This is a genomic window from Nocardia higoensis NBRC 100133, from assembly GCF_000308595.1.
Taxonomy (GTDB): domain Bacteria; phylum Actinomycetota; class Actinomycetes; order Mycobacteriales; family Mycobacteriaceae; genus Nocardia; species Nocardia higoensis.
Genome location: NZ_BAGA01000178.1, coordinates 22,785 through 35,365 on the forward strand (window position 1 = coordinate 22,785; position 12,581 = coordinate 35,365).

Annotated in this window: 10 protein-coding genes; 1 reads left to right on the forward strand and 9 read right to left on the reverse strand. The window is 68.4% G+C overall.

The annotated features are described in order from the left end of the window. Positions 1–5 precede the first annotated feature (5 nt). The 4 genes from ON26_RS28770 to ON26_RS28785 all read right to left on the reverse strand — a co-directional run bounded on the left by ON26_RS28770 (position 6) and on the right by ON26_RS28785 (position 5,922). The gene (locus ON26_RS28770; protein WP_040801050.1) at positions 6–1,580 is read right to left on the reverse strand and encodes an AMP-binding protein; all 1,575 of its coding nucleotides are present in this window, start codon (positions 1,578–1,580) and stop codon (positions 6–8) included. Further along, positions 1,567–2,478 (reverse strand): alpha/beta hydrolase, encoded by a 912-nt coding sequence (locus ON26_RS28775; protein WP_051027828.1) that lies wholly within the window; start codon positions 2,476–2,478, stop codon positions 1,567–1,569. The genes ON26_RS28770 and ON26_RS28775 overlap by 14 nt, the downstream gene beginning before the upstream one ends. Next, positions 2,475–4,397: a flavin-containing monooxygenase gene (locus ON26_RS28780; protein WP_040801032.1), complete on the reverse strand. Its 1,923-nt coding sequence runs from the start codon at positions 4,395–4,397 to the stop codon at positions 2,475–2,477. The genes ON26_RS28775 and ON26_RS28780 overlap by 4 nt, the downstream gene beginning before the upstream one ends. 337 nt (positions 4,398–4,734) lie before the next feature. Further along, the gene (locus ON26_RS28785) at positions 4,735–5,922 is read right to left on the reverse strand and encodes a TetR/AcrR family transcriptional regulator (protein ID WP_040801033.1); all 1,188 of its coding nucleotides are present in this window, start codon (positions 5,920–5,922) and stop codon (positions 4,735–4,737) included. A gap of 347 nt (positions 5,923–6,269) precedes the next feature. Between ON26_RS28785 and ON26_RS28790 the strand changes: the two genes are divergently transcribed. Next, positions 6,270–7,487, forward strand: a complete 1,218-nt coding sequence (locus ON26_RS28790) for a cytochrome P450 family protein (protein ID WP_040801055.1) — start codon at positions 6,270–6,272, stop codon at positions 7,485–7,487. Positions 7,488–7,545: 58 nt separating this feature from the next. Here ON26_RS28790 and ON26_RS28795 read toward each other — a convergent pair whose 3' ends face one another. From ON26_RS28795 to ON26_RS28815, 5 genes are all read right to left on the reverse strand, one after another. Continuing rightward, positions 7,546–8,583 (reverse strand): porin PorA family protein, encoded by a 1,038-nt coding sequence (locus ON26_RS28795; protein ID WP_051027834.1) that lies wholly within the window; start codon positions 8,581–8,583, stop codon positions 7,546–7,548. An 89-nt stretch (positions 8,584–8,672) separates the two neighbouring features. Next, positions 8,673–10,370, reverse strand: coding sequence for an FAD-dependent oxidoreductase (locus tag ON26_RS28800; protein WP_040801036.1), 1,698 nt, complete (start codon positions 10,368–10,370; stop codon positions 8,673–8,675). A 64-nt stretch (positions 10,371–10,434) separates the two neighbouring features. After that, complete coding sequence (locus ON26_RS28805; protein ID WP_157172048.1) at positions 10,435–11,088, reverse strand: 3,4-dihydroxy-2-butanone-4-phosphate synthase; 654 nt, start codon at positions 11,086–11,088, stop codon at positions 10,435–10,437. Continuing rightward, on the reverse strand, positions 11,075–11,872 hold the full coding sequence (locus ON26_RS28810) for an enoyl-CoA hydratase (RefSeq protein ID WP_051027832.1): 798 nt from the start codon (positions 11,870–11,872) through the stop codon (positions 11,075–11,077). Before ON26_RS28810 ends, ON26_RS28805 begins: the two co-directional genes overlap by 14 nt. Further along, positions 11,869–12,581, reverse strand: a 713-nt coding sequence (locus ON26_RS28815; RefSeq protein ID WP_040801038.1) for an alpha/beta hydrolase fold domain-containing protein, incomplete at its 5' end; no start/stop codon positions are given. The genes ON26_RS28815 and ON26_RS28810, both read right to left, overlap by 4 nt.

Genomic DNA, 12,581 nt, shown 5'->3' on the forward strand with positions numbered 1-12,581 from the left:
GCGAGTCACCTTCCCTTCGGTGTCGTCATCGCCATGGCAGGCGCATCGGCGGCGGGCCAGTACCGATCCCGCAGCACCTTCTTGACCATCTTTCCGGTGGCCGTCCTGGGCAGCGTTTCGACGAAATCGACCGAACGCGGACATTTGTAGGCGGCGAGCCGATCACGGGAGAACGCGATGAGCTCACGCTCGAGTTCGGGTCCTGCCTGCGCGCCCGCGGTCAGCTCGACGACCGCCTTGACCTCTTCGCCGAAGTCCGCGTTCGGCACGCCGATCACCGCCACATCCGCCACCGCGGGATGCTCGACCAGGACGTTCTCGGCTTCCTGCGGATAGATGTTGACTCCGCCCGAGACGATCGTGAACCCGACGCGGTCGGTGAGATAGAGATATCCGTCCTCGTCGACATAACCGATATCACCGGTGGTGCTGGCATCGCCGGATTCCGTTCGTCCGGCGGCGGTCTTCTCGGGATCGTTGATGTAGGCGAAGTTCGTCGCGCCCTTGATCCACACTTCACCGACCGTGTTGGGCGGCAGCGGATTCCGGTCCCGGTCCATGATCAGCAGTTCGCCGAGCAATGGACGGCCGACGGTTCCCGGATGCGCGAGCCATTCGTGGGAATCGCAGATGACGCTGCCGTTGGCTTCGGTCGATCCGTAGTACTCGTAGATGATCGGCCCGAGCCAGTCGATCATCGCCCGCTTGACCGAGGGCGGGCAGGGCGCGGCGCCGTGCGTGATCGCCTCCAGGCTGCTGACGTCGAAGGACAGGCGCAGCTCGTCGGGGAGCTGCAGCATCCTGGACAGCATCGTGGGCACGACGAGACTGTGGGTGACCCGGTAGCGCTGCACGAGTTCGAGAAACTGTCGCGCGTCGAATTTCTCCATGATGATGCAGGTGCCGCCACACCGCAGCGATTCCGCCGTCGCGCTCTGCGGGCCGGAGTGATACAGCGGCGCCGGCTGCAGGAAGACCATGTCGGGCCGGGTGCGGTACACCTCGGGCACCAGCTGGAAGATCGGCAACGGGTCACGCGGATCGAGTTCGGGCATCGGCCGCATGACGCCCTTGGGCCGGCCGGTGGTACCGGAGGAATACAGCATGGCCATGCCGAGCTGTTCGTCGTCGATCGGCGTAGCGGGGAACTCGGCGACCGCGCTGTCGTAGTCGTCGAAATCGGTCAGCTCCGGCGGGCGGTCAACCATCAGCCAGCGCCGCACCTCGGGGCACAGTGCGGGCAGCTCGGCGGCGACCGAGCTCAGCGCCCGGCTGGTGAGGACGATCTTCGCGCCGCTGTCGCGGATGATCCAGGCGGCCTCGGCGGCGGTGAGATGGGAATTGACCAGGGTGTAGTACAGCCCCGTCCGCTCCCCCGCCCCCTGGGCCGCCACCATGGCCAGCGAGTTCTCCATGAAATAGGCGACACGATCGCGGCGGAGCAGACCCTCGTGGCGGTACAGATGCGCCAGCCGGTTCGCTCCCGCCTCGAATTCCGCGTAGGTGAGCGAGGCCCCGGAATTCGCCATGATCAGCGCTGTCCGGTCCGGATAGTTCGCTGCCCTCTTACCCGGATACACCGGCATCTCCTCTCGTGTTCGACGTGCAAGCCCCGACGAAATCGGCCATCTCGCCCAGCGCCGCCCGACTCTCGTCGAGGAAGCCGAACAGCGGCCACGCGTGGCACATGTCGGGGTATTCACGCAGGACGGCCCGTCCACCCGCGGCGTTCATCGCGGCGGCCGCCTGCCGGGAGTCGTCGAGCAACGCTTCGGCGCCGCCGACGAGAACCAGGGCGCGCGGCAGGCCGCCGAGATCGGCGTGCAGGGGTGAGGCCTGCGGATCCCGCGGATCGTGGCCCTGCAGGTAGGCCCAGCGGACATCGCGCAGGCCCTGTGCCGAGATGGCCGGATCGCGCTCGGCGTTGGTGACCATGCTGAGCCCGCCGCCGGTCAGGTCGAGCAGCGGAGAAAGCAGGATCATCGCCGCCGCACCGGCGAGGCCACGATCCCGGCGCCGGATCGATGCCACGAGGGTGAGGGCGCCACCGGCGGAATCACCGCCGACCACGACCTGTTCGGCACCGAGGCGGTCGATCACCGCGTCGAGTACGGCGGAGGCGTCGTCGGGGGCCGCGGGGAACGGATGTTCCGGCGCCAGCCGGTAATCCGGGACGATCACCCGGCAGCCCGCGGCCGCCGCGAGGTCGGTGGCGAACCGCAGATGCGTCCGCGACGAGCCGAGCACATAACCGCCGCTGTGAAACCAGACCACCGCGCGTTCGCCGGTTCCCGCGACAAGCGCGGGAACCCCGCCGAACTCGGCTCGCTCGGGCTCGGGCAGCTCCCCCGGCTCCAGGGCCGCCGTCATGTCCGCGAATCGGCGGCGCGTGGCGTCGATGCCGCGCTCGAGCTCGGGCGCGAACACGCCGCGGTACATCGCCAGGGCCCGCGCGAGCCCCGGGTCGGAGGCGCTCATCGGGCCTCCACGAAGGACGGGGTCAGGGTGTAGTCGGCGAGATCGGGCTCACGCGTCATCGTCCAGTACTGCAACACCGTCCAGGGCGTATTGGTGACCACACGCCCACCGGCATTCCGGTAGTAGCTGTCGACGCCGTCGAGACCGAAGACCATGCGGCCGTTGCGTTCGTCGAGTTCGGCGTTGTAGCGGTCATAGGACCGCTGTGTGCACTCCACGGCGCCGATGCCGTCGTCGACCATCCGGGTGAGCAGCGAGATCACATACCGGACCTGCGCTTCCGCGATCGTGATCCAGCTGCCACCGGGCGGATTGGTGTTCGGCCCGAAGAGGTAGAACAGATTCGGGTAGCCCGGTGTGGTCAGGCCGAGATAGGCCCGCGCGTCGTCGTCCTTCCACTCCGCGCGCAGCGACCGGCCGCCGACGCCCTTGATCTCCATCGGGAACAGGAACCGCTGCTGCTGGAATCCCGTGCACAGTACGACCGTGTCGACCTCGTGCTCTTGCCCCTCGGCGGTGCGGATGGCGCGGGGTCGCACTTCGGCGATCGACTCGGTCACCAGGTCGACATGGGGGCGCCGCAGCGCGCGATACCACCCGTTGTCCAGCAGGATGCGCTTGCCGAACACCGGGAAGTCCGGCGTGCACTTGCGCACCAGGTCGTCGCGTTCGCCGAGTTCCTCGGTCAGGTAGCCGGTGTAGAACCGGCGCAGCGCTTCGCTGAAACGGTTGACGGAGTTCTTCGAGCGATCCCACTCCGGGTCGACGAGCAGCGCCGGATACATCCGCTCGGTGTAGAGCCAGTACAGCCGGAAGCGATACCACTGCCGGTAGAAGGGCAGGGTGTCCAGCAACCAGTTGGCCGATTCCGGGACTGCCTGGAAGTACTGCTCGTTCGGCATGATCCAGTGCGGGGACCGCTGGAAGACGGTGAGGGATTCGACGTCGTCGAGGATCGCCGGAACGATCTGCATGGCGCTCGCGCCTGCCCCGATCACAGCGACTTTGCGACCCGCCATGCGCAATTCGGGATCCCACTGCGCCGAATGCACCACCGTGCCCTCGAATTCGCCCAGTCCGGGCAGGTCCGGGATCATCGGCCGGTTGTGCAGGCCGACCGCGGTGATCAGCGCGGTGGCGCGCAGCTCGTCGACGGACCCCTCCCCGTCGACGACCGTGACGACCCACTCGTGGCGTTCGGCGTCCCATCGGGCGCCGGTGGCCTCGCACCCGAATCGGATCGCCGCGCGCACCCCGGCCTCGTGACTGACCGAGACGAGGTAATCCGAGATCTCGTCGCGCCTGCTGAAGTACTCCGACCACGCCTTGGGCGCGAACGAATACGAGTAGAGGTTGCTGGGCACATCGACCCGCGCACCGGGATAGCGGTTCTCCCACCAGGTTCCGCCGACCTCCTGGTTCTTCTCGAGCACCGTGTACGGCACACCCGCCGCGGCGAGGGCGCGGGCCGCGGCCAGACCGGACACGCCCGCACCGATGACCAGCACGCGGAAGCCGCTCGCCCGCGCCCGAGGCCCCACGTCGGCCGGCACGTACGGCTGGAAGCCGAGTTGCTCGGCGACCATCGGCGCGTACTTCTCCGGGACCTCCTCGCCGAGACAGCAGGCCATCAGCCGGGTGAGGTCCGCGGAGTCCGGAACCGGGACGGCGGGCTCGGCGCCCCGCGCCCATCGCATGAACGCCGTGTGGGCGGCCGCGCGTACCTCGTCCTGCGTCGCTTCGTCGAGGCCGCCGTCGGCCATCTCGCCGAATCCGGGAGTGGGTGCGATCCGGTACTTCTCGCCGAGCCACCGGTCGTCGCCGGTCAGTTGGTAGAGCACCGGCAGCAGGCAGGGAATGCTCGCCGAGCGCAGTGCCTCTCGGGCGGCATCCGCATCGATGTCTTCTCTGTTCGTCATGAACCCGTCTCTCTCTGACTCAGCGGCGTACTCGCCGGGCGCTGGTCGGCGAATGCGAACGAGATCGGCCTCCCGGTGGGCGCGGGCGAAACTCGTCCGGTTCGGCGATACACCCGGGACCGGTAGCGGGGATCGGCACGCGCCCTTCGCGCTCGGCTGTGCGTGCCGCGATGTCCGGCATCCGCTTCGGCTGGACCGAGCGCTGTGACCCCGACAACAGAGTGAACTGTAATTGCATCCAATGCAACTAGTCAATGCCCGATCAACTGGACATTCTCGATTTATAGTAAATACCGGTTCTGCGAACTTGCTGCGCCTTGGGAGCGGGAGGCCGGACTCAGGCGAACAGGATGGCGGTGGCGATCCGCCGGGTGTCGGCCTCGATCTCCGGCCGCGATCGGAAGCGACGCGTCTGAGCGATATCGGAGATCACCCCGACGGCCGTGCGCACTCTGGCCCGGGCGCCGAGAGCGTCGAGCTCGGGCCGCACCGACATCAGCGCATGGATCCATTCGTCGATGTGCTGACGCTCGCTGCGCAACAGGGTCTCGCGCTCGGCCTCGGACAGATAGACGATGTCGGCGGAGATGACGGCGAACAGCCTGCCGTGCAGGCCGAATGCCAGCTCGACGTAGAGCTCGACCAGAACCCGCAGCGCCTCGGCGTCGTCGGCCACCGCGACCAGCCGGTGCGCGGTCGTGTAGTGCAACCCTTCCGAACCACGCAGGCAGGCCGCCTTCAGCAGATCCGCCTTCGTGTCGAAGTACTGGTACATCGTCCCGAGGGCGGTGGTCGAATGCGCGGCGATCTGCTCCATCGACACCGCGTGATAGCCCTGCTCACTGAACAATTCGGTGGCGGCGTCCAGAACACGCTCGCGCCGGCCGATCGGACGGCGCGACGAAACGGCCCCACGGGGAGTGTTCGCGACAGCTCCGGGGCCGGAATCGAAGCGCAAGGAGAGTACGGCGTGCGCCATGCCCGCGAGTACCTCGACCGCCGCGGCGCGATCCATCGCACCCCGGTAGCTCTGGGTGTGCGAGTACGTCCACAGCACGGCCGAGGCGAGGAGTTCGAGATCGGGCCGCGAGGCATCGGGCCTGACATCGCCGATCAAGGCTGCCGTCGCCGTGTTCAGCGCTCGGGCACGCGCCCGGAACTCGGCCTTGGCCTCGGCGGTGAGGTGCCGTCGTTCGCGCTTCCACAACAGTCGCCCCTCGCGTTCGAGGACGAGAGCCGCCAGCCGGTCGAGCAATCCGTCGAGCCGCCGGTCGGCCGACTCGTCCGCCGAGGACGCGGCGGTCACGGCAGCGAGCACCATATCCATCTGCTCGACCAGGGCTTGCGCCAGGATGTCGGCCTTCCCGCCGAAATGCCGGTAGAGCGCGGGACCGGTCAGGCCGACAGCGCTGGCGATATCGCCCATGCTCACGGTGTGGTAGCCGTGCGCCTCGAACAGCGCCGTCGCGGCGGCCAGGAGTTGCTCCCTGCGCAGCGCGTTCGACTGCTTGACGGCTCGCCCCATCACGATCCTTCCGGCGACGCGCGGAATCGGCCGCGGACTCGCGGTCGATCCCGGATAGCATAGTGAGTTGCTGTTTCGATGGAATGTACAGGTAGAGACTATCGGGCAGGTCGGGAACAGGTAGAACAGCAGTTCATCCAGGAGGAACAGGGCAGCGTGCGCGGCGGTCCGGGGCGCCCGATCCGACGAGACTGTTGCCCCGGCTCCGACGACACGGGCGCGGCTCGCCGATGGACTACCCGTACCGGATCAGCCCCGGGTTGCCGGAAGTGGGCTAGGGTCTCATGCGGCCGAAAACCGGTCCATCCGAACCTGTTCCGCACGATCATTCGCACCTGGAGAATTCATTGTCCACACCGCCGACGGATCTCCCAGCGGTCGACGGGCAGCGTGTCCGCCTGTACTCGACGGAGTTCACCGTCGATCCCCACGGCGCCTACCGGGAGATGCGGGAGCGGTACGGATCCCTCGTGCCGGTCGAGCTGGCGCCCGGGGTGCCCGCGACACTGGTCATCGGATACCGCACGGCACTGAGCATTCTCAACGATCCCGAGCGCTTCCCCGTCGATCCACGCGCCTGGGAGGCGAGCGTCGCGCCGGACTGCCCGGTGCTGCCGGTGTTCCGCTGGCGGCCGAATGCCTCGCGCAACTCCGGCCACGTCCATGAACGCCTGCGTCAGGCGACTTCCGCGGCAGTCGATGCGGTCGATATGCACGCCGTCATCGCGGTCGTCGAACGCACCGCCATACCGCTGATCAACGGCTTCTGCGCCGAAGGGTCCGCCGATCTCGTCGCCCAGTACGCCTTTCCACTCGTGTACACCGTGGTCAACACGCTGTTGGGCTGTCCGCCGGACATCAGTGCGAAAGCGGCCGCGGCCACGGCCTCGATCTTCGACGGGGTACAGGCGGCCGACGGCGAGCGCGCCTTCGAGGACGCGGTGCGCGAGCTGGTCGAATACAAGCGCGCTCATCCCGGCGCCGATCTCACCACCGCTCTGCTCGGCCATGCCGTCCAGCTCGACGACGACGAGATCCTGCACCAGGTCCTGTCGTTCTACGGGGTGGGGATGGAACCCGTCCAGGGGCTGATCATCAACGCGCTGCGCCTGATGCTCACCGACGACCGGTTCAGCGGCATCGTCGGCGGCAGTCTGTCGACCCGGGACGCGATCGACGATGTACTTTTCACCGATCCGCCGCTGCCCAATGCCAGCGTCGTCTACCCGAGGCAGCCGATCCTGCTGGACGACGTCTGGTTGCCCGCCCACCAGCCCGTCGTCATCAGCCTGGCAGGCTGCAACGACGACCCCGAGATCTCCGCGGGCGACCACGCCGGTAACCGAGCCCATCTCGCGTGGGGAGCCGGACCGCACAGCTGCCCGGCCAGATCGCTGGGCTACGTCATCGCGCAGTGCGCCGTCGACCAGCTTCTCGACGCCCTTCCGGATCTGCGGCCGGCTGTTCCCGCCGCGGAACTGCGCTGGCGTCCCGGGCCCATGCACCGCACCCTGGCCGAACTGCCGGTCACTTTCGAGCCGTCCCCGCCACTGCGCGTGTTGTGAGACCGCAGCCGGCCCGCCCCGGGAGGGACGAGCCGGCTGCGAGGGCGAGAGTGCGAGCTCAGGCGGTCCGGCGACGGACGATGCCGAGCACGACGAGCGCGATCCCGAGCACGGTCATGACCAGCGGCAGCCACAGGCCGAGGATCGACAGCATCGTCGAGTTCTTCGACAGGGTGTCGGCGCTCGCGACGACCTCGTTCTCGGCGGTGTGGATGCTGACGACCGACAGCGGCAGAGTCGGGATGCCGCGTCCGTCGGCGGAGACGGTGACGTACATGGCCTGGGTCTGCTCGACCTGCAGCGGCGCACCGAATTCGGCGTCGACCGCGGCGCCGACCTCATTGGTGCTGCCGAAACCGATGTCGACCAGATCGGGCAGCGAAGGCAGTGCGGCGGCGAGGTTTTCGCGTGACTTCTCCGGGACGACGCCGGCCTGCAAGAGCCCCTCGATCATGGCCTTGGGCAGTTGCGCCGGGAAGTCCGCGAAACCGGCCAGCAAGGCGGGATTGCCGATCGGGCCCGCGGCGTCGACCCGGTAGTTGTAGACCTTGCGGCCCTGGACATCGCTCTCGTCGATGAAGGTCGCGGTCTGGGCGGTGCGGGTCACCGGATCGTAGAGCAGGGCGTCCTCCGCGGCGGGATCCATCGGCCAGCTGAAGGTCAGCCCGCTGTGCGCTTCGAAGGTGGCCTGCCTGTCCGCCGGGACCAGCGAGTTCTTCTCCTCGTCGCCGAGCGTGACCGGAGAGTAGTCGACACGGTCGACGGCGTAGGTGTGGATGTCGTCCTGGGTCGACGAATCAGGCAGGGTGACAACGGAATTGCTGGTGACGATGGCGGTGTCACCGTCGACGGCGTCGACGGTCAGACTGCGGTCGGCGGTGATCGGCATCTGCGGGCTCAGCAGATTCGCGAGGTCACCCGCGGCGAAGGCCTGGGCGTTCAGGCCCTGCATGGTGCCCTCGTAGCGTTGCGACTGACTGAGATCGTCCGGCAGTTTCGTCATGGCGGGCAGGACGAGGAATCTGATGACGACCGCGCCGACTATCAGCACGACCCCCAGCGCCGCCCACACCACCGACGACTTACGAACAGACATCATGAGCTCCTTTGCTTCAGATGACGAACGGACAGCTCTGAACGGCGCGTCGCCGAACACCGGCACGCGCGATGACGCAGCTCCTGCTCCTACCCGACGCCGTGCATCGCCGCGTGGGCGATATCGACCATCTGCTCGATGTCGGTGATCTTGACGCGCGGGCGGCCGCGCTCGCGGCCGCCCGCGCGCTCTGCCGCGTCGATGGCAAGCCAGCCCTTCCGATCGACGGCCTCGGGTCGGCGCTCGACGACCAACGCGGACAGCGTTTCCCGGTCACGACCGGACTCCGGGTGCCGCAGGCGTCCGGCGACCACATCCTCGATCAATGCGGCGACAGTGTTCTGCGCGCACAGCTTGTTCGTGCCGATCACTCCGGACGGTCCGCGTTTGACCCAGCCGGTCGTGTAGACACCCGCGAGCGCCGAGCCGGTGGCGGGATCGATGACCCGCCCGTCGACATTGGGAATACGGCCGGCGGCCGTGTCGAAGGGCACGCCCGGCACCGCCGTGCCGCGGTAGCCGATCGAACGCAGGACCAGGCCCGCGGCGATGATCTCCGTGTCGCCGGTCGGGCGGGCTTCGAGTGCGCCGCGCTCGGTGCGGACCAGTTCGTTGCGGACGATCTCCACACCCTCGACACGGTCGGCGCCGAGGATCCGGGTCGGCGAGGTCAGATACCGCAGGACGATGCGCTTGTTACCCGGATCGGTCGTGCTGTCGACATATTCGCGGGCGACCCGGGTCTTGAGATCGGTCGAGAAGGACACGTCCTCGTCCGCGAGGTCGCCGAGATCGAGCTCGCGGGAATCGACGACCACGTCGACTCCCGGGATCCGGCCCAGCGCCATCAACTCCGGAGTCGTGTACGCGGCCTGGGCGACACCACGCCGTCCCAGGACGACGACCTCGCGGATCCTGCTGCTGCGCAGGGCTTCCAGCGCGTGCTCGGCCATGTCGCTGCGGACCAGATCGTCCGGGTCGGAGACGAGCAGCCGGGCGACGTCGAGGGCCACATTGCCGTTGCCGACGATCACCGCGCGCTCGCCGGACAGGTCGAAGGTGCGCTGCGCGTAGTCGGGGTGTCCGTTGTACCAGGCGACGAATTCGGTGGCAGCCACGCTGCCCGGCAGCTCGGCGCCGGGAATGTCGAGCTTGCGATCCTCGAGCGCGCCGACCGCGTAGATCACGGCGTGGTGGTGCGCGAGCAGCTCGTCGTGGGTGAGATGGTTGCCGATCTCGACATTGAGGTGGAAACGAAATCCGGGTTTCGCGGCGATCCTGCGGAACACCTCGGTGATGGCCTTGGTGCCGAGATGGTCGGGGGCGACCCCGGCGCGCACGAGACCCCACGGCGTCGGCAGCCGATCGAACATCTCGACCTCGATGCCGCCGCTGGGCATCCGATTGATCAGTTCGGCCGCGGCGTACACACCCGCCGGCCCGGAGCCGACCACGGCGACCCGCAGCGGCGCTTCGGGCTTGGGCACCTTCACCGAGGGCTGCTGCTCCGGCAGCGTGCCCGCGTCGAGCGGATGGCGGCGGAAGTACTCCGCATTGATCTCGCGGTAGCGCGACTGGTCGTCGGGCAGTTCGTCCTCGGGGTGGATGGCCTCGACAGGGCAGGCTTCCATGCAGGCACCACAGTCGATGCAGGTCTGCGGATCGATGTAGAGCATCTCGGTCGTCCGGAAGTCCGGATCGTCCGGGGTGGGGCGGATGCAGTTGACGGGGCACACCTGCACGCAGGCGGCGTCGTTACAGCATGGTTGGGTCACGACGAAAGACAAGGCAAACTCCTGGGACGGGCGCCACCGAGCCGTGTCCGCCGGTCGGCGGTCCGGGGTGCGGAACTCACTGCGCGCAGATCACCGCGTCGAATACCGAGACGAAGGTCAGCGCGTGATCGCGCGCGAAATCGATGCTGTCGCGCTCATCGGCCATCCTGGTCGGATCGGCCGGGGAGACCAGTTCGCAGAGAGCGGCCATCGGGCGCAGGCCCGCGGCTCGCACGAGGCGCACGACCGTCTCGGCCACACCGGTCCCGCCGCGGCGGGCGATGATCGGTGCGACATGTCCGGGCCGGGACAAGGCGGTCGGGACGGTGACCGGATCGGCGATGGTCCTGATCGTCTGCGCACGGTCGGCCGCGGAGATTCCGGTGCCGGTGCCTGCCACGGCGTCCACCGTCACGGCCGGAACCGAACTCGCGTCGAAGCCGCCGAACTGCCACATCGGCGGAAGCAGAAGTCGAACGCAGTCCTCCTCCGGCACCGCCACTTTCACGAACCCCGAGGCGTACCGGACCATGAACGCCACCGAAGCGGTGGTGACGAATTCGGCGGCGGCCACCAGGCTCGCCTCCCCGCGGCGGGGGTCGAACAGGACGATCGAACGGCCCGAGGCGAGATCGGCGACGGCCTGCTCGACGCGCGCCCTCGCGGTGTGCCGCGGGTCGATCGAGGACGTGCGATGAACCGACGCGTGATTGATCTCAGCTACCGACATGGCCACTCCCTGCTCGTGCTTCGTTTTCCGGACGGACTCGCTTGGCGGTGAAGGCCGCGATGGCGTCGTGGAAGGCGTCCGTCGTCGTCAGCCGGATCTGGCCGGTGCGCTCCCGGTCGAAGGCGGCGCCGAGTTCGGTCAGGCTCGCGTCGTTGACCGCACGTTTCGTCTCGGCCAGCGACTCGCGGGAGATCCCGCTCAGCCGTGCCGTGAGCTTCGCGAGTTCGGACTCGAAGTCCTCCCGGTCGTACACCGCCGCCACCAAGCCCAGGCGAGCCGCCTCGGTCGCGCTCAGACGTTCGCCGAGCAGCGCCATCCGCATCGCGACCGCCCGGCCGACGGAGGCGGCGACCAGCGCCGTCGCGCCGCCGTCCGGCATCAAGCCGATCGAGGTGAACGGCATGGAGAAGAAGGCGTCCGACCGGACGACGGTGAAATCGGCTGCCAGCGCGAGCGATACGCCCACGCCTACGGCCGGGCCGCGGACCGCGGCGACGACCGGACGCGGTGCCGCGACGATCGCCGAGACGCACCTGGTCGCGGCGTCGGAGGTGCTCGCGGTGTTCTCGACCGACAGCGGGTCCTCGACATCGAGATCGCCACCGGCGCAGAACGCCCGGCCGGTCCCCGACAGCACGATCGCGCGCACGGCAGGGTCGGCGCCCGCACTCTCGATCGCGTCGGCGAGCCGGTGCAGGGTGTCCTTGTCGACAGCGTTCATGCGGTCGGGACGATCGATCAGGATGTGACGCACCGCGGCGTCGTCGTTGACGCTCACACTCATGGTAGAACCTTCCGGAAGAAGTCGGCGATCTCGGCGACGCCCTCGCGTGCCTGCGGCAGGAAGTCGGTGAACAGGGTCCAGGCGTGACAGGTGTCGGGATGTACGGACAGCGTGCTCGCCCCGCCTCCGGCCTGCACCGCGTCGTGGATGCGGACGGCGTCGTCGAGCAGGATTTCGCTGTCGCTGGCGAGCAACAGGATCGGCGGCAATCCGGCGAGGTCACCGAAGACCGGGGACGCCAGCGGATCGAGACGATCGTGACCCTGGAGATAGGTGGACGCCAGTAGTCCGAGGTCGCGTTCGGTGATCACGGGATCGGTGTCACGGTTGGCCACGACACTGGCCCCGGACACGGTGAAATCCGCGAGGGGCGAGACGACGGCGGCAGCCGCCGGCAGGGCGGCGCCGCTGTCACGTGACGCCATCAGCGTCGCCACCGTCAACCCACCTCCGGCGGAGTCACCACCGAGAACGGTGTGCCCGGCGCCGAACTCCGCGATGACGGCGGCCAGCACCCGGGTCGCGTCGTCCAGCGCCGCGGGGAACGGGAATTCGGGAGCGAGCCGGTAGTCGGGCACGACGACGGTGGCGCCCATGGCGCGCGACAGTGCCGCGGCCGCGTGCCGATACCCGTGGGCGCTGCCCATGACGTATCCGCCACCGTGCAGCCACACCAGGACGTCGTCACCGATACCGACGCCCGCCCTGA